The following is a 20952-nucleotide window of genomic DNA, read 5'->3' as shown; positions in this document are numbered from 1 at the left end:
GAGGAGGGTCTCCGTAGAAGCCGTTTAAGCCGTGGAAGTCTGGGGGTCCCGCCGGGGGTTACAGGCGCTCGACGATGGTCGCGATGCCCATGCCGCCGCCCACGCACAACGTGGCCAGGCCGTAGCGCTTGTCCTGGCGCTCGAGTTCGTCGACGAGGCTGCCGAGGATCATCGCGCCGGTGGCGCCGAGCGGGTGGCCGAGCGCGATCGCGCCGCCGTTGACGTTGACCTTGTCGAGGGACAGGCCCATGTCCTTCACGAAGCGCAGGACGACGGCGGCGAAGGCCTCGTTGATCTCCACGAGGTCGATGTCGTCGATGGTCAGACCGGCCTTGGCGAGCGCCTTGCGGGTCGCGGGCGCGGGGCCGGTGAGCATGATGGTGGGCTCGGAGCCGGAGACGGCGGCGGCGACGATCCGCGCGCGGGGGGTGAGGCCGTGGCGCTCGCCGACCTCCTTGGAGCCGATGGCGACCAGGGAGGCTCCGTCGACGATGCCGGAGGAGTTGCCCGCGTGGTGGACGTGGTCGATCTCCTCGACCCAGTGGTACTTCTGCAGCGCCACGGCGTCGAAACCGCCCAGCTCGCCGATGTCCGCGAACGAGGGCTTCAGCTTGCCGAGCGAGTCGGCGGTGGTGCCGGGGCGCATGTGCTCGTCGTGGTCGAGGACGACGAGCCCGCTGCGGTCCTTCACGGGGACGACGGACCGGTCGAAGCGGCCGTCCTTCCAGGCGGCGGCCGCGCGCTCCTGGGAGAGGGCCGCGTACTCGTCGACGTCCCGCCGTGAGAAGCCCTCGATGGTGGCGATGAGGTCGGCGCCGATGCCCTGCGGCACGAAGTTGGTGGCGATGTTGGTCATCGGGTCGGCGAACCAGGCGCCGCCGTCCGAGGCCATGGGCACACGCGACATCGACTCGACGCCGCCCGCGAGCACCAGGTCCTCCCAGCCGGAGCGGACCTTCATCGCGGCCAGGTTGACGGCTTCCAGGCCCGAGGCACAGAAGCGGTTCTCCTGGACGCCGGCGACCGTGTCGGGCAGTCCGGCGGCGATCGCGGCGATCCGCGCGATGTCGGAGCCCTGGTCGCCGACCGGGCCCACGACACCGAGCACGATGTCGTCGATCGCGGCCGGGTCCAGGCCCGGCAAGCGGTGCTGGATCTCGTGGATGAGGCCGACGACCAGGTCGATGGGCTTGGTGCCGTGCAGGGCGCCGTTCGCCTTGCCGCGCCCGCGCGGGGTGCGGATCGCGTCGTACACGTACGCTTCGGTGCTCACTGATAAGCCTTTCGGGGAGGGTGCGGAGGATCAGCCGAGCAGGGAGCGGCCGATGATCTCCTTCATGATCTCTGTGGTCCCGCCGTAGATGGTCTGGATGCGGCCGTCGGTGAAGGCCCTGGCGACGCGGTACTCCGTCATGTAGCCGTAGCCGCCGTGCAGCTGGAGGCAGCGGTCCGCGACGCGTTTTTGCAGTTCGGTGGCCCACCACTTGGCCATCGAGGCGTGCACGGCGTCGAGTTCGCCGTTCGTGTGGTCGACGACGCAGCGGTCGAGGAACGTACGGGTGACGGCGCACTCGGTCGCCATCTCGGCTATCTCGAAGCGGATGTGCTGGAGCTTGGACAGCGGCCGTCCGAAGGCCTCGCGCTCCTTGACGTACTGGGTGGTGATCTCCAGCAGGTGCTCGGCCGCCGCGATCCCGGCGACGGCGATGCCCATGCGTTCCTGCGCGAGGTTCGTCATGAGGTGCACGAAGGCGCCGTTGAGCTCCCCGAGCAGGTTCTCCTTGGGGACGCGTACGTCGTGGAAGAACAGCTCGGCCGTGTCCTGCGCCTTCTGCCCGATCTTGTCGAGATTGCGGCCACGCTCGAAGCCTGCCATGCCGCGCTCGACGACGAGCAGAGACAGACCGTGGGCGCCGCCCTCCGGGGTCGTCTTCGCGACGACGATCACCAGGTCGGCGAGGATCCCGTTCGAGATGAAGGTCTTGGAGCCGTTGAGCAGCCAGTGGTCGCCCCGGTCCTCGGCGTGCGTCCTGATGCCCTGGAGGTCGGATCCGGCGCCGGGCTCGGTCATCGCGATCGCCGTGATGAGCGAACCGTCGCAGAACCCGGGCAGCCAGCGCCGTTTCTGCTCCTCGGTGGCCAGGTCCGTCAGATACGGCCCGATGATGTCGTTGTGCAGCCCGAGGGCGAGACCGGCGGCCCCCGCGCGCGTGAACTCCTCGGCGAGTACGGCGCTGTAGCGGAAGTCGGCGTTGCCGCCGCCTCCGTACTCCTCCGGTACGGCGAGGCCGAGCAGCCCCTGTCTCCCGGCGGCGCGCCAGGCCTCGCGCGAGACGATGCCGTCCGTCTCCCACTGTTCGTAGTACGGCGTCACCTCCTTCGCGAGGAAGGTGCGCACCGTCTCCCGGAACGCGTCGTGCTCGGCGCCGAAAATCTGCCGCTTCATGCGTGAATGCCCTCCTAGAGCCAGCTCTTGACGGTCTCGACCAGGCGGGCCGGCTCCGGCCCCACGGGAGTGATGTTGAGCATGTCGACCCCGGCCTCCCGGAAGGCCTCGACACGCTCGCGGACATAGCTCTCCGGCCCGCACAGCGAGATCAGCTCGCAGAACTCGGCAGGTACGGCGGCCTCGGCCTCCTTCTTCCGGCCGGCGAGATACAGCTCCTGGATGAGCCGGGCCTCCTTCTCGTAGCCGTAGGCCACCGCGAGGTCGTTGTAGAAGTTCTTGCCGGGGGCGCCCATGCCGCCTACGTAGAGGGCGATTTTGGGTCGCGCGAGTTCCCGTACGGCCGCCGCGTCCTCGCCGATGGCGAGCAGGCCGCCCGCGACGGTCCGCAGCGGGCCGAGCGCCGGGTCCCGCAGTGCGGCGCCCTCCGCGAGGGGGCCGCCCCACACCTGGTGGGCCTTCTCCGGGATGAAGAGGGTGGGCAGCCAGCCGTCGGCGACTTCGGCGGTCATCCGGACGTTGGCGGGGCCCAGGGACGCCACGTACAGCGGGATGTCGGGGCGCACCGGCTTGGTGAGGAGCTTCAGGGGCTTGCCCGGGCCGCCGGGGCGGGGCATGTCGGTGATGCCGTGGTGGTCGATGACCTCGCGGCGCAGGATGCGGCGGGTCAGTTCGATGGCCTCGCGGGTGCGGCCCAGTGGCTTGTCGTACGCCTTCCCGTGCCAGCCCTCGACGACCTGCGGGCCTGAGGCACCGAGCCCCAGCATGGCGCGGCCGCCCGAGAGCGCGTCGAGTCCGGCGGCGGTCTGCGCGAGGAGCGCCGGGGTGCGCGAGTAGACGTTGAGGATCCCGGAGCCGATCTTCATGCGCTCGGTGCGGGCGGCCAGATAGCCCATGATCGTGGGCGCGTCGAAGCCGTAGGCCTCCGCGACCCAGACGGCGTCCAGACCCGCGGACTCCAGGGCGGCGACCTCGCCGGCGGCCTGCCGGGGGTCGCCGGCGTAGTCGAGCGGGAGGGAGAGCTCCATCAGTCGCCGTCCTTCATCGAGTCGTCCTTCACGAGGCCGTGCCCCGTCAGCCGCGGTACGTCCCAGTCGCGGGCCACGTCCGCGGTGTCGGCGCCGGGCAGGGCGGGGCCGGTGCGGACGGAGGTGCGGGTCAGGGAGAAGCGGGGTGCGGGGGCGGGCTGGGTGATGCCGCCGTGGTCGGTGAAGGTGCCGCGGGCGGCGAGGTGGGGATGGGCCGGGGCCTCCCGCAGCGACAGGACGGGGGCCACGCAGGCGTCGGAGCCCTCGAAGACCGCGGTCCACTCGTCCCTGGTGCGGGTCTTGAAGCGGGCCGCGACCGCCTCCCGCAGCTCGCCCCAGCGGGCCAGGTCCTTGCGGGCGTCGGCGTACTCCTCGATGCCGAGCAGTTCCACGAACTCGGCGTAGAACTGCTGCTCCAGGGCGCCCACCGCCATGTACTTCCCGTCGGCCGTCTCGTAGGTGCCGTAGTACGGGCAGCCGCCGTCCAGGAGGTTGGCGCCGCGCCGGTCCTGCCAGCCGCCCGCGGCGAGCATGCCGTGGATCATCGAGGCGAGGTGCGCGGCGCCGTCGACGATCGCCGTGTCCACGACCTGCCCGACGCCGGTGGCGCGCGCGTGGTGGAGCGCGGCGAGGACGCCGACGACGAGGTAGAGCGAGCCGCCCGCGTAGTCGCCGACGAGGTTCGCGGGGACCGTGGGCGGCTCGTCCGGCCTGCCGATCATGCCGAGGGTGCCGGTGAGGGCGATGTACGCGATGTCGTGCCCGGCACGCGGGGCGAGCGGGCCCTGCTGGCCCCAGCCGGTCATCCGGCCGTAGACGAGCCGCGGGTTGCGGGCGTGGCAGGTCTCGGGGCCGACGCCGAGGCGCTCGGCGACGCCGGGGCGGTAGCCCTCGACGAGGATGTCCGCGCGTTCGACCAGATCGAGGACGCGGACGGGGCCGTCCTCGGCCTTGAGGTCGATCACGACCGACCGCTTGTTGCGGTTGGTGATGTCGTACTCCGGGTTGACGGCGAGCCCCGTGCCGCCGGGCCGGTCCACGCGGACGACGTCCGCGCCGAGGTCGGCCAGGAGCATGGCGGCGAACGGGCCGGGGCCGATGCCCGCCAGCTCCACCACGCGCACTCCCGCCAGCGGGCCGTACGCCGGCGTCCCTGCCACTGCCATCGAGCCCCCAGCACTGTGACACCACTGATGTGACATCAGAGATGTTAAGAACGTGTTCCACGCCGGGCAAGCCCCCAGCGAGCAAGCGCTTAGTTAAATCCCTAGTGGCGGATCATGCCGAAAGGTCATGAAACAGGGCATGTCAGCGGCGTATGCCGCCGCACGGCCGGCGCGCGTTCCCCTGCACGGCCACGGCCACCTCCGACCTCTGTGTCGACCTCATCGTTCGGCTGCTCGTACCTCACGCTAGCCTCAGCCACCGACAACGGCGCTTCGCGCACGACAGATGGGGTGTCATGAGCAGGCTGAACGGAACGGCTCGCACGTACGACATCGTGCTCTTCGGAGCCACCGGGTTCGTCGGGGCCCTCACCGCGGAGTACCTCGCCGCCCACGCGCCCGAGGGGCTGCGCTGGGCGATCGCGGGCCGCGACGAGGAGAAGCTGGCACGGCTGCGGGAGCGGCTGTCCGGCGCCCCCGACGTGCTGGTGGCGGATGTCGCCGATCCGGCGTCGCTGCGCGAACTCGCCCGCGGCGCGCGCGTGGTGGCGACGACCGTCGGGCCCTACATACTGCACGGCGAGGAGCTGGTCGCAGCCTGCGCCGACGCGGGCACCGACTATGTGGACCTCACCGGCGAGCCCGAGTTCGTGGATCTGATGTACGTCCGGCACGACGCCCGCGCGCGGGAGACGGGGGCCCGCCTGGTGCACGCCTGCGGTTTCGACTCGATTCCGCACGACCTGGGCGCCTATTTCACGGTGCGGCAGCTGCCCGAGGACGTGCCGCTGCGGGTCGACGGCTTCGTCCGCGCACAGGCGATGTTCTCGGGCGGCACGTTCGCCTCCGCGCTCACCCAGTTCGCGCGCGGGCGGCAGATCCTAGCCGCGGCGCGGGATCGTGGGCGGCACGAACCACGGCTGGTCGGACGGCGGGCACACGCGCCCCTGAGCACACCGCGGTTCGCCAAGGAGGTCGGGGCGTGGGCGCTGCCGCTGCCCACCATCGACGCCCAGATCGTGCAGCGTTCGGCGCGGGTGCTGGAGCGCTACGGGCCCGACTTCCGCTACCGCCACTACGCGGCCGTCGAACGGCTGCCGGTCGCACTGGGCGGGGTCACGGCCGTCGGCGCGGTGTTCGCGGCGGCCCAGGTGCCGCCCGCGCGGCGCTGGCTGTCCGCCCGGATCAAGCCGGGCGAGGGGCCCAGTGCCTCGCGGCGGGCGAAGAGCTGGTTCTCGGTGCGGTTCGTGGGCGAGGGCGGCGGGCGGCGCGTGTTCACGGAGGTCGCGGGCGGTGACCCCGGCTACGGCGAGACCGCCAAGATGTTCGCGCAGTCCGCGCTGTCGCTCGCCTTCGACGACCTGCCGGAAACGGCCGGACAGGTCACGACGGCGGTGGCGATGGGCGACGCGCTCATCGAGCGGCTGCGCGGGGCGGGGATCACCTTCAGGGTCGCCGCGTCCCGGTAGGACCGTCCGGAAGGTGATCCCTAGAGCGGCCAGCCCAGCACCGTGTAGATCATCCCGCCGATCCAGCCGACCCCGGCGAGGACGGAGAGGACGAGCGCGGCCATCACGGTGCGCTCGACGGGCTGGGTGGCGCCGGTGGCGGGCTTCGGGGAACGGTGCGTCGTCATGCGCAACAGCCTGCCGATCATGACGGCGCCGCCGCATCCGTACAGGTACTCAGAACACGTACTCAGTCAACGGGTGAGGCTCCTGAGGGAGTTGTCTCCTTCAGGGCCCGTCGGCACAGGGAGTCCGCCCTTCGGGTGGTCTCCGGGAGGCGGTATCGCGGGGTGAGCGCGAGGGTGTGCGCGCAGGCGTTGTCGAGGCTCACCCGGTGGCCGACCGAGACGAAGACCGGCTTGACGCCGTCCTGGGTGCGCAGTGCGCGACCGACCTCCTCCGGGCCCGTCGGTTCGCCCGCGAGCAGCGGGGAGGCGCTGCCGCGCCGGGCGCCGGGCTCCTCGTAGGAGAAGGTGAACGGGTTCTTGGCCACCCCGATCGTGGGGAGCCCGGTGAGGACGCCGAGGTGGCTGGCGAGGCCGAAACGGCGGGGGTGGGCGAGACCGTAGCCGTCGCAGACCACGAGACCCGGCGGACACGGCAGCACGTCGAGCACGGCCAGCACGGTCGGGATCTCGCGGAAGGCGAGCAACCCGGGGACGTAGGGGAAGGAGACCTGTCCGACGGCGGTGGCCTCGGCGACGACGGTGAGGCTCGCCGTGTCGAGCACGACGGCCGCGGCCACGACGACATCCCGCTCGTCGTCGTACGCCACGTCGACGCCCGTCACTCTGCCGGTGCCGGGCGGCGGCCCGGGCTCGTCGAGCACCACGCGTCCCCGCAGTTCGTCCTGCACGGCGCGGGCCTGCTCCTCGGTCGCGGGCCAACCCGCGGGAATCGGTACGGTGTTCAACGAGGTGTTCATGGTGCCGACGAGCCTAAGCCCACAGCACCGGACGAGGCCGTGGGGCGGTCACTTGTCGCCCAGCGCCCGCCTCAGCTCCTCCTTGTTCATGTCCGACCGGCCGTGGATGTCGCGCCGCTTGGCCTCCTCGTACAGCTGGTCGTACGTGGGTCCCTGGGCGCCCTGGTGGGAGCGCAGGCCGCCGCGCCTGCCGGAGGAGATGTCCTGGGTGGACGTGCGGCTCGCGGTCTTCGACTCGCCGGCCCGGGCGCGCTCCTTGTTGACGGTGCGCGCGGCGATCTCCTCGGCACGTTCCCTGCCCTCTCCCCGGTCGAGAGCGCTCTCCTTGATGTGCTCGTACTGGCGTTCGCGCTTGGGGCTGGAGCCACGGGGCATGGCGGCTCACTTCCTTCCGTGTCGCCGTTCGCTTGCTTGCGCGTCGGCGACACGGGTACCCAGCTCGCCACGGGGCACGCGGCGGTCAGCGCTCCAGACGTGCCACCCGGCCCTTCTCCCCGGACGCCCAGCAGCCCAGGTCGGGGGTGCAGTCCACGGTGTCGTACGAGCCGGTGTCCAGGGTGCGCCAGGTGCGGCCGCCGTCGGTCGTGAGGTCGGTACCGGTCGGGCCGACCGCGAGCGCGGAGGTGCGGCTGTGCGGGAGCCAGGCGACACCGGAACGGTAGGCGGGCGGCGGCTGGGCGGCGGGGGTCCAGGTGCGGCCGCCGTCTGGGGTGAGGGCAGCCGCCAGGGGCGATGCCTGGTCGGCACGGTAGTCGCCGCCGACCGCGAGACCGTGGGCGCGGTCCCGGAAGGCGAGGGCGAAGACGCCACGCGCCGGGTCGCCCGCCGGGATCGGCGTATCGGCCGCCTTCCAGGTCAGTCCCCGGTCGGTGGAATGCAGCACACGCGCGTGTGCACCCCCGCCGGTGGCCAGCCAGGCATCGTGCGATCCCGCGCTCACGAGGCACTGTCCACTGGCGGCGAAGCCCGCCTCGCCGTCCTGCGCGGCGGGCATGCCGTCGCTGGGCAGCACCTTCCAGGACCGTCCGCCGTCGCTGGTGGACAGGATGCGGAACCTGCCGTCCACGGGGTCGCTCATCGCCAGGCCGTGGCGTCGGTCGAAGAAGGTCAGACAGTCGTAGAAGGCCTTCGCGTCGGTGTTGCGGAAGGACTCGGTCCAGGTCGCGCCGCCGTCGTCGGTCCTGAAGACCCGGGAGGCCTCGCCCTCACCGATGGCGAGGACCACCGCGCGCCGCGCGTCGAACGCCTCGATGTCGCGGAACTCCAGGTCGGCGGCGCCGGGCGGCGAGACGTTCCGCCAGCTCGCGCCGCCGTCGGTGGTGCGCAGGACAGTGCCCTTGGCGCCGGCCACCCAGGCGGTGTCCCGGCTGACGGCCGACAGTCCGCGGAAACGAACGTCGCTGCCGCTGTCCTTGAGCGCCCAGTGGGCCGCCTTCCCCGCCTCGTGTGCCTGCGCGGGCGCCGCCGTCAGCGCGGCGGCGAACGCCGCCGCGCACAGTCCCACGGTGACCGCCCGACTCGTACGTCTCGACTTCCCCAAGCCCCTCATGGCGGGCGAAGCTAGCCCACTCCCCGGGCGCCGTCCAGATGCCCTCGGTGGGAACCCGGCGGCTCCGGTTGGTGTCCTCTCCGGTATCGCGGGCATGTCGGAACGAGAAATGGATCACTACGTGTCACCGAGGTGAATGAACTCGGTGACAGAGGTCACTTGCGTTTCAGGTGCACTGAATGGCTCATTCCGTCGTCTCATACATTGCCCGGCCTCATCCGCCCGGAGTTCGTCCAGCCGTCACAAGGGAGCAAGGCGTTGTCCACCGTCATCGAGCAGCCCGTAGAGGCCCGCCTCGTCGCCGCCGCCCCGCGGATGCCGAGCATTCCCGCAACGCTCCACTACGACCGGAGCGACCCCTTCGCCGTCCGTATGACCTTCCCCGCCCCGGCCACGCTGGAGGGCGTGGAGGTCTGCTGGACGTTCGCGCGCGAGCTGCTCACGTCCGGCATGGAGGACTCCGTGGGGTACGGCGACGTACGGGTGCGGCCGTACGGCTACGACCGGACCGTCCTGGAGTTCCACGCCCCCGAGGGCACCGCCGTGGTGCACGTGCGCTCGGGCGAGGTGCGGAAGTTCCTCCAGCTCACGACCGAACTGGTGCCCGTCGGACTCGAGCATCTCCAGGTCGACCTGGACCACGACCTGGAGGAGCTGATGCGGGGCACCTGCTGAGCGGCACCCCCGCCCTCAACGAGCCCCGCCCAGCAGGGTGTTGAGCTCGATGTAGTCGAGGCCACCGGTCAGCGAGTCGTAGGTCCCCGCGCTCAGCAGCTCCCGCGCGGCACGGCGGACCACGGCGTGCGCGGCCTGCGCGATGCTCGAGCCCGTGCTGATCCGGGCGACCCCGAGCGCGGCCAGCTCGGCGACGGACGGTGCGCCGGGACCGACCAGCACATTGAGCGGGCCCTCGACACCCGCCACGAGCGACTTCACCGTCCCCGGGTCGACGGCCCCGGGAACGAAGATCCCGTCGGCTCCGGCGGCGAGGAAGGCGGCGGCTCGCTCCAAGGTCTCCTCGACGCCTCCCGCGCCCCTCAGAACGGTGTCGATGCGCGCGTTGATGAACAGCGGGACACCCGCCGCATCGGCTGCGGCACGGGCCGCGGCGATACGCTCCGCCTGCTCGGCGACCGGACGCAGCGGGCCACGGCCGCCGTCGCCGGTACCCTCGCCGCCGTAGAGCGCGTCCTCGATGTTCACGCCCACGGCGCCGGCCGCGAGCACCGCACGGATCGTGTCCCCGACGCCCGCGGCGTCCTTCGCGTAGCCGCTCTCGATGTCCGCGCTCACCGGAACCCGGACCGCGGCGGCGACGCGCGCGACCGCGCCGAGGGCCCGGTCCCTGTCCAGCCGGTCCCCGTCGGCCGTTCCCAGGTCCCAGGCGAGCCCCGCGCTGGTCGTCGCCACGGCGGCGGCGCCCGCCTCCTCGACCAGGCGCGCGCTCGCCGTGTCCCAGGCGTTCGGGAGGACGAGTGGGCGGCCGGGGATGTGCAGGGCGCGGAAGGCGAGGGCGGTTTCATGGGCGGGGTTCTGGTTCGTCATGGGGACGATCCCATCACCGGGGGCGGGGCGGGGGCTGGCAGGAATGCGACATGTGCGTGGGGGCGGGAAGCATGGGCGGGTGCGGCCGGGGGTTGCTCGCGCGGTCCCCCGCGCCCCTTCCCGGGTGTCTCAGCCCCCCGTTGCCGCGCCCGAGGTCGATGCCGCCGTGGCCGCCACGACGATCGCGGTGCGCACCTCCTGGATGACCTTCTTCAGCGCCGGGGCCGCCGCTCCGCTGCGGTCGGTCAGCTCCTCGATGCGCTGCTTGTACAGCTTGCGGTCCTTGCCGGACGCCAGCGTGCGCAGTTCGGCCGCGGCGGCGAGGGCGACGAGGGCCGCGTCGCGGTCGGAGACCTCCTCGACGGGCAGGGGCCCCCGCAACACGGTCCGTGCCTCCTCCCGCAGCGCCTCCACCGCGGACACCCGCTCCAGCTCGTACTCCACGGACGGGAAGAGCCCGAGCACCCGTTTCTTCTCGGCCCGCAGGTATCCCTCGGCGGCGAGCTGCGCGCGGACCGCGTCGAGGGTGACACGCGCCCGCAAGGTCACCCACGTCTTCCACTTCCGGGGCCGGGACTCCTCCACCAGTTCCAGGAGTCCGTCGAGGACGAGATCCCCCGTAAGGGCGTCGGCGTCGACCGGTGTGGCGATGCCGTCCACGTCGGCGAGCAGTCCACGCTGGGCGAGTTCCGTGAGGGCGCCGGCGCGCACCAGATGGTGGAGGTGGGTCGCCCCCGTGACCTTGAGCCTCGTGGTGTCCCAGGCCAGCAGATAGAGCCGGGCGGGCAGCGACAGCGAGCCGTTGGGCACGGCGTCTCCTTCGGGGTCGAGGTCGGGGCCACGTCAGGGCCTGTCCGGCGGATCATGCCGCAGACGCGGGGCTTGGCACGCCCATCCGCGGCGTTGAGGCACCGCCCGTTTCCTGCGACCTGATCCGCCGGACAGGCCCTAATGCGTTGACAGCGTTCAGGGCCGTTCCTACGGTGTACAGCGGTCCTGTTGTCGTCGATCGGAGAAGGACGTTGCTCGTCTGAGGTCTGAGACACCGCGCCACACAGTGGGCTTTCGTCGCCCCCGTGTGCGCAGCGTGCGACCTCGGCGTATGAGCCGTCCTCCGGTTTACGGGGCCTTCTTTCCGCCCTCCTGACTGGATCGTCGTCACCTCGCGGTGTCCCGAACGCGTGCCCCTGACCGCACCCAGTAATCGCGAGGCCCTCATGTCTTCTTTCCCCACCTCCCTCAGCTGCACCTCCCTCTCCTTCGCCTGGCCGGACGGAACCACCGTCTTCGACGACCTTCAGGTCGCCTTCGGCCCCGGCAGGACCGGGCTCGTCGGCGTCAACGGATCAGGCAAGTCCACCCTGTTGAAGCTGATCGCGGGCGAACTGACCCCGGCCGACGGCACGATCCGCGTCACCGGCGAGGTCGGTTATCTGCCGCAGAACGTCACGCTCGACACCGCCCTGCGGGTCGACGAGGCGCTCGGCATCGCCGCCACGCGTGCCGCGCTGCACGCCATCGAGGCGGGCGACGCGGCCGAGGAGCACTTCGACGTCGTCGGCGACGACTGGGACGTCGAGGAGCGGGCGCTCGCCATGCTCGGCGAACTCGGACTCGGGCACGTCGAGCTGGACCGCACCATCGGCGAGGTCTCGGGCGGCGAGTCGGTACTGCTGCGCCTGGCCGCGCTGCTGCTGCGCCGGCCGGACATCCTGCTGCTGGACGAGCCCACCAACAACCTCGACCTGTACGCGCGCAGGCGGCTGTACGCGGCCGTCGAGGCCTGGTCCGGGGTCATGGTCGTGGTCAGCCACGACCGCGAACTGCTGGACCTGGTCGACCAGATCGCCGATCTGCACGCGGGCGAGCTCACCTGGTACGGGGGCAACTTCTCCGCGTACGAGGAGGTCCTCGCCGGCGAGCGGGAGGCGGCGGAGCGCATGGTGCGCGTCGCCGAGGCCGATCTGAAGAAGCAGAAGCGCGAGCTGGTCGACGCGCAGGTCAAGCTCGCCCGTCGTAAACGCTACGGGCAGAAGATGTTCGAGCAGAAGCGCGAGCCGAAGATCGTCATGGGTGCGCGCAAACGGGCCGCCCAGGAGTCGGCGGGCAAGCACCGCATCATGCACGAGGAGAAGCTCGCCGAGGCGAAGGACCGGCTCGACGACGCGGTGGAGGCCGTACGGGACGACGACGAGATCCGTGTCGACCTGCCGTACACAGCCGTACCGCCGGGCCGCACCGTGCTCACGCTGGAGAACCTGGAGCTGAGGTACGGCGCACGCGTGGACGGCGTGTTCGATCTGCGCGGACCCGAGCGGATCGCGCTGATCGGGCGCAACGGCGCGGGCAAGACGACGCTGCTGCGGACGATCGCCGGGGAGCTGGAGGCGGTGTCCGGCCAGGCGCTGGCCCATGTGCCGCTTCGGTTCCTGCCTCAGCGGCTCGATGTGCTCGACGGGGAGCTGACCGTGGCCGAGAACGTGGCCCGCTTCGCGCCCGCCGCCACCAACAACCGGGTCCGGGCGCGGCTCGCCCGCTTCCTGTTCAAGGGGGCGAAGGCCGACCAGCGGGCGGCGACGCTGTCCGGCGGCGAACGCTTCCGGGCGACGCTCGCGGCGCTGATGCTCGCCGAACCCGCGCCGCAGCTCCTGATGCTCGACGAGCCGACCAACAACCTCGACCTGGCGAGCGTCCGCCAGCTCACCACGGCGCTCGAGTCCTACGAGGGCGCGCTGATCGTCGCCAGCCATGACCTGCCGTTCCTGGAGTCGATCGGAATCACACGCCGGCTGCTGCTGGAAGGAGGAGAACTGAAAGAAACCACAGCGGAAGCTGTCGGGTATCCGACATAGCGCCGGGCCCGGAGGCTGACTAACGTCGCTTCCGGGCACCGCCCCGCGTCATGTTCGGACGCGGGTCCGCCCGCCGTCCGGTCCGGGGGTGCCGAGTCGGGGGCTGTTGTGCGCGCGAACGGCGCTGCATGATGTGCGCCGATGCACCCTGCCGATTCGGAGACCGCTCGTGCCCAGCCAGAAAGCCCTCATCCGCAGGCCCAGTCCCCGTCTCGCCGAGGGACTGGTGACGCACATCGAGCGCGAGAAGGTGGACGTCGACCTGGCCGTCGAGCAGTGGGAGGCGTACGCCGAGGCGCTGCGCACGCACGGCTGGGAGACCGTCGAGGTCGATCCGGCCGACGACTGCCCCGACTCGGTGTTCGTCGAGGACGCCGTGGTCGTCTTCCGCAATGTCGCCCTGATCTCCCGCCCCGGCGCCGAGTCCCGCCGCGCCGAGACCGCCGGGGTCGAGGAGGCCGTGGCCCGGCTGGGCTGCTCGGTGAACTGGATCTGGGAGCCGGGCACCCTGGACGGCGGCGACGTCCTGAAGGTCGGCGACACGGTGTACGTGGGCCGCGGCGGGCGCACCAACGCGGCCGGGGTCCAGCAGCTGCGGGCGGCCCTCGAACCGCTCGGGGCGCGGGTCGTGGCCGTACCCGTGAACAAGGTGCTGCATCTGAAGTCGGCGGTCACCGCGCTGCCCGACGGGACGGTGATCGGCCATGAGCCCCTGGTGGACATGCCTTCGCTGTTCCCGCGCTTCCTGCCGGTGCCGGAGGAGTCCGGGGCGCATGTCGTGCTGCTCGGCGGCGGGAAGCTGCTGATGGCGGCGAGTGCCCCGAAGACGGCGGAGCTGCTCGCGAGCCTCGGTCACGTACCGGTTCTCGTGGACATCAGCGAGTTCGAGAAGCTCGAGGGGTGTGTGACATGCCTTTCGGTACGGCTTCGGGAGCTGTACGTCTGAGCACGCCCGCTCCCCCGCTGGGACCCCCACTGATCAGGCACTCTTTACAGCAAACTTAACCTACGGTTTCGTAACCTACGGATACGTAGCCTACGATGCCGTAGGTTTCGTCTCCGCTCGGTGACCCGCCGAGCAACTCGCTCGGCTGCACGCCCGGCAACACGCTCAGTAACTCGCTCAGTAATTTCACGTCCCCCTGGAGCACCCGTGACGATCACTTCTCCCCACCTTGGCAGCCCGTCCACCGACTGGACCGACGCTCGGCTGCTCTACGCGTTGGAAGAAGTGGTCGAGACCGAGCTCAACCGCCACCTCAAGGTGGCCAAGGACTGGATGCCGCACGAGTACGTGCCGTTCGGCGACGCCCGGAACTTCCCCGGCTTCTTCGAGGACGGCGAGGCCTGGGACAAGAAGCAGTCCAAGGTCACGGAGATCGGCCGGATCGCGCTGGTCGTCAATCTGCTCACCGAGGACAACCTGCCGAGCTACCACCACGAGATCGCCGCGCTCTTCGGCCGTGACGGCGCCTGGGGCACCTGGGTGCACCGCTGGACCGCCGAGGAGGGCCGACACGGCATCGTGATGCGCGACTACCTGCTCGCCTCGCGCGCCGTGGACCCCGACAAGCTCGAGGCGTCCCGTATGGCGCACATGAACGAGGGCTTCGAGTCGGACAACCGCCACTCGATGCTGCACACGGTCGCGTACGTCGCCTTCCAGGAGCTCGCGACCCGCGTCTCGCACCGCAACACCGGTCACCAGTCGGGCGACCCGGTCTGCGACCGCATGCTGGCGCGCATCGCGACCGACGAGAACCTGCACATGGTCTTCTACCGGAACCTGCTCAAGGCCGCGTTCGAGCTGGCCCCCGACCTGACCATGCAGTCCGTCCGCGACGTCATCGTCAACTTCCGGATGCCCGGACACGGCATGCCCGGCTTCGAGCGCGCCGCCGCGCAGATGGCCATCGGCGAGGTCTACAACATGCGCATCCACCACGACGACGTGCTGCAGCCGGTGCTGCGCCACCTGAAGGTCCTGGAGATGGACGGCCTCGGCCCCGAGGGCCTGCAGGCCCAGGAGGAGCTCGGGTTCTTCATGGGTGGCCTGGACGCGGAGGCCTCGAAGTTCGACGAGAAGCTCGCGGCCCGCAAGGCCCGGATGGCCGCGCGCGCCGCCGGCTGACCCTCTCCGGTCGAAACCGCCTCACTCGTACGCCGTCACCTGGTCCAGCGCCGCGTCCCGCACGTCGGCCACCGGGTGGCGGCGCAGTGCTCTCAGCCGCTCCCGCCAGGGGGCGGCCCAGCCCGTGCGGGCGCCGATCGCCCCCGTGACGGCCGCCGCGAGCAGCCCCTCGCCGTGTCCGCCGTGCGCGCCCAGCCGCCGCACCACCTCCAGCAGGACGCCGGGATCCCCCTCCTGCGCCTGCCGTCGCAGTCGCTCCCCGAACTCCCGGGCCGTCCGTGCGGCCAGCGCCGGACGTCCCTCGGTGAGGGCGGCCAGGCGCTCCAGGTCCCCCGGTTCCCCGTCCAGATCCAGGTGGAACGCCGTGATCGCGGCCGCCTGCGGTACGAAGGCGTCGTACCCGGCGAGCAGCTCGCCGGCGGCGAGGGCCGCGGGACGGACGGGTCCCGGGGCCGTCCTGGCCTGCTGGGCGAGGCGCACGACAAGGTGGTCGACACGCCGCCTGGCCGGTCGGTCGCGCCGCTCGTCGGCATCGGCGCGGCCGCTCTCCTCCGTCGCCGCTGCCGTCTCCGCCTCCGCCAACGCCCGCAGCGCCTGTTGAAGGCCCCGGCCGCCGCGTGGTGAGCCCGCAGCCGCGGTCACCAGACCATCGGCCGCCGCGCGCCAGCTGATGCGCCTCGTCAGATCGGTGACGGCGTCGGCGAGGACCGTCGGCGACTCGGGGGACCAGGGCGCCCAGCGGGCCAGGGCGTCGAAGGCCAGGGTGGCGGTCTCGGGATCGTCGGTGGACGACACCTCGCGGACCAGTCCGGCGTACCGCTCGCGGTGGGGCTCGGGCAGGTCCAGCGGGGTGACCCGCAGGATCGCGGTGCGCAGCACCGGCTCGGCGCCCGCGGCATCCCGCAACAGTCCCCAGACCGGTTCCTCGGCGAGCAGGCCGCCCGCGAAGGCCACGATGGCGGCGCGGACGTCGACGTGGGTGCCCGGCGCCTCGTACGCCTCGGTCAGCAGCGCAGCCGCCCGTGGCATCGGGAGCCGTACGGCGGCGAGCCGGGCGGCCTCCTTGCGGCTGGTCACCTTGGCGCGCGGCGCGAAGAGCACCGTGCGCAGCTGCGCGGCCAGGAGCGAGGGCGCCGCGTACCGGGACGCCTGGGTGGCCGCGTAGACGGCGACCCGCGCCCGCTCGCCGTCCGCGTGCGCCAGGAGTTCGGGCAGCGCGTCGGCGGGCCGGTCCGTACGGGCGAGTGCGGCGAGCGCCGCCTCGGCGAGCAGCACGTCCGGGGACCCGGTCCAGCGGCGTACGAGATCGGTGCCGCTGCCCGGGACGAGGGCGTGCTGCGCGACGGCGGCGGCCCGCTCGAAGAGCGGCAGCGCGACGTCCTCGGCCTGGTCCGCCAACTGTCGTGCCAACGCGCGCTGTTGGCGTGGCACCCAGCGCCGTATGTCGCGGTCCACCGGCACGGTCCAGGGGGTGCCCTTGGTCAGAAAGCGGCCGTACGGAGGGGTCTCGGCGAGCAGCGGGTCGAGCAGGTCGGTGCGGCGCCGGGTGACGATCCCCAGGACCGGCCACAGCGCGCCCGCGGACGGTTCGAACGCGAGGACGCGAGCCACCCGCTCGTCGCGGGTCGCGGGCGGCTCGAGCCACAGTTCGACCGCGTGGCGCAGGGTCGCGTCATTGCCGTACCGGATGGCCTGCCAGAGGAGTTCCTGCAGTTCGGACATGCCGGCGGCGCGCCGCCCGACCGCGCGGGCGAGCGTGAAGGCGAGGCTGTAGTCGGCCTTTTCGGCGCCCGCCTCGATCCAGGGGCGCAGGGCCTCGTACACCTGGTGCTCCTGGCCGCGCCGCAAGGTCGTGTCGAGACGGCCGAGGTCGGCGCCACCGGTGTTGCCGGAGATCCGGACCAGGGTGCGCAAGGCCCAGTTCACCAGCTCGCGCCGGCCGCCCGCCGCGTGCTCGCGCAGTACGGACAGGGCGAGGTCGCTGAGGTTGTGCCGGGTGGCGGGCGAGGAGTCGCGGGCCTCGACGGCGTCCGCGGTGATGCGGTCGAGGTGCGGCTCGGCGTCCTCGGTGAACAGCGCGGGCCGCACCCTGGACAGCGCGTCGAGCGCGGCCGAGCGCACCGGGTCCTGTTCGTTGCGCAGCCGGACCATCTCCTCCAGGACGGAGGTGACGGCCGCGTGGTCGCCGGAGCGGGCGGCGTTGCGGATGAGCAACGGCCAGGCCTCGGCGCGGTCTTCGGCGGCCGGGCGGCGGGTGGCCTCGACGAGCTGTGCGCGTGCTTCCTCGACCGGCAGGAAGGACTCGGCGAGCAACAGGGAGCTCCAGAGGGCGCCGTGCTCGCGTGCGACGGCCGCCATGCGTCGGGCCTCCTCGGCGACGCAGCTGCGTGGCAGCACCGCGAGAATGATCGCGTCGATGGTGACGTGTCCGGCTCCTCGGCCTTCCTGCGCGGCCCGGTAGAAGGCGTGGCGTCGCGCCGGCGGCAGCGCCTTCACGAGCGGCGCGAGATCACCCCAGTCGGCCAAGGCCCTGCTGAATGCAGGGAGTTCGGGCGCGTCGGAACGGGCCAGTCTGCGCAGCACGGCGGGGCTCAGGGACCGGTAGCGGCGCGCGGCGAATCCGGTGGGGGTGAGCAGCAGCCGCAGCAGCCGGCTCGGGTCGGCCGCCGCGAACCGCGGGAAGTGGTCGTGCAGCGGGAGGGGCAGGGTGGCGGGCCCGAAGCGTTCGAGAAGGTCGAGCACGCGCAGGGGCTGTGCCTCGACCGTGGCGGCCACGCCCGGGGCGTACCGGCCCCACCAGGTGTCCCGAAGGGTCTCGGGGAGCGCCGCCAGCTCGCCTTCGGCGACGTCGAGGAGGGTGCCGGGATGCCGCTTGGCGAGGGTCTTCCAGCCGGTGACGGCGTGGAAGAGTTCGGGCAGCAGCCGGGCGACCGTCTCCGGCGCGCAGCCCGGCAGCAGACGGGCCGCCTCCGCGTCGCCCCAGTCCCGCCGCAGCCCCGGCAGCAGCCGGTCGGCCAGTGCCGTGCGCCGTCCCGCGACGATCGCGCGCAACAGCTCCCTGCGGACCGCCTCCGGGGCGTCGTCGAGCGCCGACTCGTAGGCGGAGTCGGGCACTTGGAGGCTGTCCGCGACCCGGAGGGCGTGTCCGCGCACGAAGGTGTCCGGGTCGGCGATGCGGTCCGCGATCCACTCGGCGTCGCGGCCGACGGCGGCCGCGACGACGGCGATCCCCCGTTCGTACGGTCCGCGGGATTCGAGTTCTTCCAGCACGGGCCGCAGCGGGGCCTGCTCCTTCACCCGCAGGGCGAGTTCGCGCATGCGCTGGGGGAAGGGCAGCGGGTCGAGGGCGTTGAGCAGACTTTCGGCGTGCCGCTGCGGGGTGCGATCCATGCGGGGATTGTGCCTGGTCAACTTGACCCGGTCCTGAAGGACCGGGCTTGCAGGTAGGGCGTGACTGGCTGCCGCGTAACCTCCCGCATCTGAGCCGCCTACGGTGAGGCGGCTGGGACGCGTGACTCACGCCCCGCTTTCCACGCGGTCTCGCCTTTGCGGGCGATGTTGCGGGAAGCGTTCAGGTCGGCGTGCGCAACGACGCCGCACGACCTGCATTGGAACCGGGCCTGCGAGGCCCGGTTCCGCTTGTCTACGTGGTTGCATTCGGAGCAGGTCTGGCTGGTGTATGCGGGGTCGACGTACACCAGGGGCACGCCGGCACGGCGGGCCTTGTAGGCCAGGAACTGCCCGAGCTGGGCGAATGCCCAGGAGTGCACCGCGGCCCGTTGGGGCCTTCTGAGCCGTACCCTCCCACGGATGCCGCCCAGATCTTCCAGGGCGATGCCGCGGGAGGTGCGTTCAGCCTCTGCCACGATGCGCTTCGAAATGACGTGATTGGTGTTGGCGGCGAACCGCCGTTCGCGCCGCGAGCGTTCCTTCAGTCGGCGCTTCGCGGACTTCGTACCCTTCTTCTGCAGCGTCGCGCGCAGGCGCAACTGCCGGGCCCGATACCGGTTCAGTCTCCGGCCTGCAAGAACCTCGCCGTCAGACGTTGTTGCGATGTTGACGATACCGAGGTCGACGCCGAGGAATCCGTCCGGATTCTCGTTGAGCTCGGCTTCGGGAACCTCACAGGTTGCGAGGAGGTAGAACTCGCCGTCGCGTTCGACGAGGTCCGACTCGCCTTTGCGGTACTCGCGCAGCGTCTTCAGCTGGTCGGTGGACCCGGTGAACCGGACGCCTTTGAGCCGACCGGCCGTCGTCCATATGGAAACGGTCCCTGCATCATGCTGCCAGCTCAGACACCGATCGTCATACGGCTGCGCGGCGCCGGCCCGGAACGCGATCGGCTTGGACTCGGCCTGTACCCGGCGCTTCGAGCGCGGCTTCCCGAGGTTGCCGGCTTTGATGTTCACGTGCAGCGTCGTGTACGCGTCACGGACCTTCTTTATGACATGCTGCGCCGCCTGGGCCCCTAACCCGCGGACCTTGAGTTCGGCGTACGTGTGCTTCCGAAGCTCGTATTCGCGCGGAATGCCGCGAACGAATGCCACCTGAGACACCCAGTTCGCGGCGGCGTTGCACTCGAGCAGGGTCGACCGCAGCGCGACCGCCTGCCCGGCGGCCGGCAGCAGCTTTGCCTGCACGACGATCTTCACGCGACGAACCGTACTCCTCGACACCGACAACAGGGCTAGTCTGTCCTGCAGTTGCCAATGTGCAACATCTCCCGAGATCAGCAATAACCGCCCTGCCGGCCGCTTGGCTAGGCGCGCAGCGAAACGGCGCCGCTGCGCGGCGCCGTGGTTGAGGAGGCGATTCCTCCCGGGCCTGAAGGCCCGGGGTCCCTCGCCAGAAACAGCTGAAGCGCGCGCGGCGTACGGATTTCCCGGCGCACGGCGGCGGGCCGGGGCCATCGTCGGAAACCCTGTGGGGAAGGGGGGCGGGGCGGCTGGATTCGAACCAGCGTGTTCCGGTTTTGGAGACCAGGTGCGCCTGCCTCTGCGCTACGGCCCCGCCCTTGAGTCCGAGCGTAGCGGCGCCGTGCGGTGGACGCTGCGTACGGCGGCGACATCGGCCGGGACCGACGGCATCGGGAGGTGCGCGCTGAGCGCGTCCAGGCGCCGCTTCACACTGGTAGCGATGGACTGCCCCAGCACGAACCGGGTCGCGGTCGCGGCGCGCGGGGCGGTGTCCAGGAGACGGTGGGCCTCGCGGCTGCGCATGCCGGTGTGCGCGAGGACGAGGTGGGTGAGGCGGTGTTCGGCGCTCGCGAGGGTGTGTGCGATGTCGGTGGCCGCCGCGAGGTCGACGCGGTTGTCGGCGGCGCCGAGCACCGCGGCCGCCCGCACCCGGCCGAGGTCGAGCAGGGTGACCCCCGCCTCGGTCGCCGCCGCCACCAGCCGGGCGGCGGCGCCCGGCCCGATGCCGTTGCTGGCGACGGAGAGCCGGGTGAGCCGTCCGTGCGGCGCCCGCGCCAGCGCGTCGGCGAGACGCAGCGCGCCCGCGTCGCCCAACCCTGCCGCGGATGCGTAGAGTTCGTCGACCGCGCCTTCGGCGATGAGCGCGGACAGCGGCACCGCGCCCGCCGCGCCGAGCGGATTGCCGCCCACGAACAGCCGCTCGACGCGGCGGCCGTTCTCCGTCGCGGCGAGGAGGGCGTCGACGAGGACGACGGCTCCCGTCGCGTCGAGCCCGGTCTGCACGAGGTCCAGCGTGCGCAACGACCGTGCGGCCTCGACGAGTTCGGCGCCGGCCCGCCCTCCCCGCTGCCCAGCGGGTTGCGTTTGAGCCAGACGCCCGTGACGA

Annotated in this window: 18 protein-coding genes and 1 tRNA gene; 5 read left to right on the top strand and 14 right to left on the bottom strand. The window is 71.8% G+C overall.

Annotated features, from left to right (window positions below):
- Positions 1–58: 58 nt before the first annotated feature.
- Genes AAFF41_RS40525 through AAFF41_RS40510 form a run of 4 tightly spaced genes read right to left on the bottom strand, consistent with a single transcriptional unit; the run spans position 59 to position 4640 of the window.
- Complete coding sequence (locus AAFF41_RS40525; RefSeq protein ID WP_343325606.1) at positions 59–1273, bottom strand: acetyl-CoA C-acetyltransferase; 1215 nt, start codon at positions 1271–1273, stop codon at positions 59–61.
- A gap of 30 nt (positions 1274–1303) precedes the next feature.
- Positions 1304–2446, bottom strand: coding sequence for an acyl-CoA dehydrogenase family protein (locus AAFF41_RS40520; RefSeq protein WP_319752037.1), 1143 nt, complete (start codon positions 2444–2446; stop codon positions 1304–1306).
- Positions 2447–2460: 14 nt separating this feature from the next.
- Entirely contained in the window at positions 2461–3474 is a 1014-nt protein-coding gene (locus AAFF41_RS40515) for an LLM class F420-dependent oxidoreductase (RefSeq protein WP_319752036.1), read from the bottom strand.
- A complete protein-coding gene (locus AAFF41_RS40510; RefSeq protein ID WP_319752035.1) occupies positions 3474–4640 on the bottom strand; it encodes a CaiB/BaiF CoA transferase family protein in 1167 nt (388 codons plus the stop codon). Before AAFF41_RS40510 ends, AAFF41_RS40515 begins: the two co-directional genes overlap by 1 nt.
- 296 nt (positions 4641–4936) lie before the next feature.
- On the opposite strand from AAFF41_RS40510, the gene AAFF41_RS40505 reads away from it, so the two are divergent.
- Positions 4937–6109, top strand: a complete 1173-nt coding sequence (locus AAFF41_RS40505; protein WP_319752034.1) for a saccharopine dehydrogenase family protein — start codon at positions 4937–4939, stop codon at positions 6107–6109.
- A 20-nt stretch (positions 6110–6129) separates the two neighbouring features.
- On the opposite strand, the gene mmpA is transcribed toward AAFF41_RS40505, so the two are convergent.
- The 4 genes from mmpA to AAFF41_RS40485 form a co-directional block, all read right to left on the bottom strand.
- Positions 6130–6276: a morphogenic membrane protein MmpA gene (gene mmpA / locus AAFF41_RS40500; protein ID WP_162489330.1), complete on the bottom strand. Its 147-nt coding sequence runs from the start codon at positions 6274–6276 to the stop codon at positions 6130–6132.
- Positions 6277–6338: 62 nt separating this feature from the next.
- Positions 6339–7073, bottom strand: a complete 735-nt coding sequence (locus AAFF41_RS40495) for an endonuclease V (protein ID WP_319752033.1) — start codon at positions 7071–7073, stop codon at positions 6339–6341.
- Between the two features lie 48 nt (positions 7074–7121).
- The gene (locus AAFF41_RS40490) at positions 7122–7448 is read right to left on the bottom strand and encodes a plasmid stabilization protein (protein WP_343325605.1); all 327 of its coding nucleotides are present in this window, start codon (positions 7446–7448) and stop codon (positions 7122–7124) included.
- Between the two features lie 85 nt (positions 7449–7533).
- Positions 7534–8622: a WD40/YVTN/BNR-like repeat-containing protein gene (locus tag AAFF41_RS40485; protein ID WP_343325604.1), complete on the bottom strand. Its 1089-nt coding sequence runs from the start codon at positions 8620–8622 to the stop codon at positions 7534–7536.
- A 258-nt stretch (positions 8623–8880) separates the two neighbouring features.
- Here AAFF41_RS40485 and ssgD point away from each other — a divergent pair, with 258 nt between their 5' ends.
- On the top strand, positions 8881–9297 hold the full coding sequence (gene ssgD, locus AAFF41_RS40480) for a spore wall synthesis regulator SsgD (RefSeq protein WP_054232767.1): 417 nt from the start codon (positions 8881–8883) through the stop codon (positions 9295–9297).
- A 15-nt stretch (positions 9298–9312) separates the two neighbouring features.
- On the opposite strand, the gene AAFF41_RS40475 is transcribed toward ssgD, so the two are convergent.
- Complete coding sequence (locus tag AAFF41_RS40475) at positions 9313–10167, bottom strand: isocitrate lyase/PEP mutase family protein (protein ID WP_319752030.1); 855 nt, start codon at positions 10165–10167, stop codon at positions 9313–9315.
- 129 nt (positions 10168–10296) lie between these two features.
- Entirely contained in the window at positions 10297–10977 is a 681-nt protein-coding gene (locus AAFF41_RS40470) for a GOLPH3/VPS74 family protein (RefSeq protein WP_319752029.1), read from the bottom strand.
- A 407-nt stretch (positions 10978–11384) separates the two neighbouring features.
- On the opposite strand from AAFF41_RS40470, the gene AAFF41_RS40465 reads away from it, so the two are divergent.
- From AAFF41_RS40465 to AAFF41_RS40455, 3 genes are all read left to right on the top strand, one after another.
- Positions 11385–13019: an ABC-F family ATP-binding cassette domain-containing protein gene (locus tag AAFF41_RS40465; protein ID WP_343325603.1), complete on the top strand. Its 1635-nt coding sequence runs from the start codon at positions 11385–11387 to the stop codon at positions 13017–13019.
- A gap of 169 nt (positions 13020–13188) precedes the next feature.
- The gene (gene ddaH, locus AAFF41_RS40460) at positions 13189–13965 is read left to right on the top strand and encodes a dimethylargininase (RefSeq protein WP_319752027.1); all 777 of its coding nucleotides are present in this window, start codon (positions 13189–13191) and stop codon (positions 13963–13965) included.
- Between the two features lie 207 nt (positions 13966–14172).
- Positions 14173–15150, top strand: a complete 978-nt coding sequence (locus AAFF41_RS40455) for an acyl-ACP desaturase (RefSeq protein WP_054228076.1) — start codon at positions 14173–14175, stop codon at positions 15148–15150.
- Between the two features lie 21 nt (positions 15151–15171).
- Here AAFF41_RS40455 and AAFF41_RS40450 read toward each other — a convergent pair whose 3' ends face one another.
- The 4 genes from AAFF41_RS40450 to AAFF41_RS40435 form a co-directional block, all read right to left on the bottom strand.
- A complete protein-coding gene (locus AAFF41_RS40450) occupies positions 15172–18540 on the bottom strand; it encodes a hypothetical protein (protein ID WP_343325602.1) in 3369 nt (1122 codons plus the stop codon).
- 98 nt (positions 18541–18638) lie between these two features.
- Positions 18639–19802: an RNA-guided endonuclease InsQ/TnpB family protein gene (locus tag AAFF41_RS40445; RefSeq protein WP_343325601.1), complete on the bottom strand. Its 1164-nt coding sequence runs from the start codon at positions 19800–19802 to the stop codon at positions 18639–18641.
- Positions 19803–20085: 283 nt separating this feature from the next.
- A tRNA-Trp gene (locus AAFF41_RS40440) sits at positions 20086–20162 on the bottom strand.
- Positions 20151–20849 carry a leucine-rich repeat domain-containing protein gene (locus AAFF41_RS40435; protein WP_343325600.1) on the bottom strand — a complete coding sequence of 233 codons (699 nt, stop codon included), beginning with the start codon at positions 20847–20849 and terminating at the stop codon, positions 20151–20153. The genes AAFF41_RS40440 and AAFF41_RS40435 overlap by 12 nt, the downstream gene beginning before the upstream one ends.
- Between the last annotated feature and the right edge of the window lie 103 nt (positions 20850–20952).

It is taken from the genome of Streptomyces mirabilis, assembly GCF_039503195.1.
Classification (GTDB): Bacteria; Actinomycetota; Actinomycetes; order Streptomycetales; family Streptomycetaceae; genus Streptomyces; species Streptomyces mirabilis_D.
Note: the sequence above shows the minus strand (reverse complement) of the source record. Positions and strands in the feature narration are given on the sequence as shown.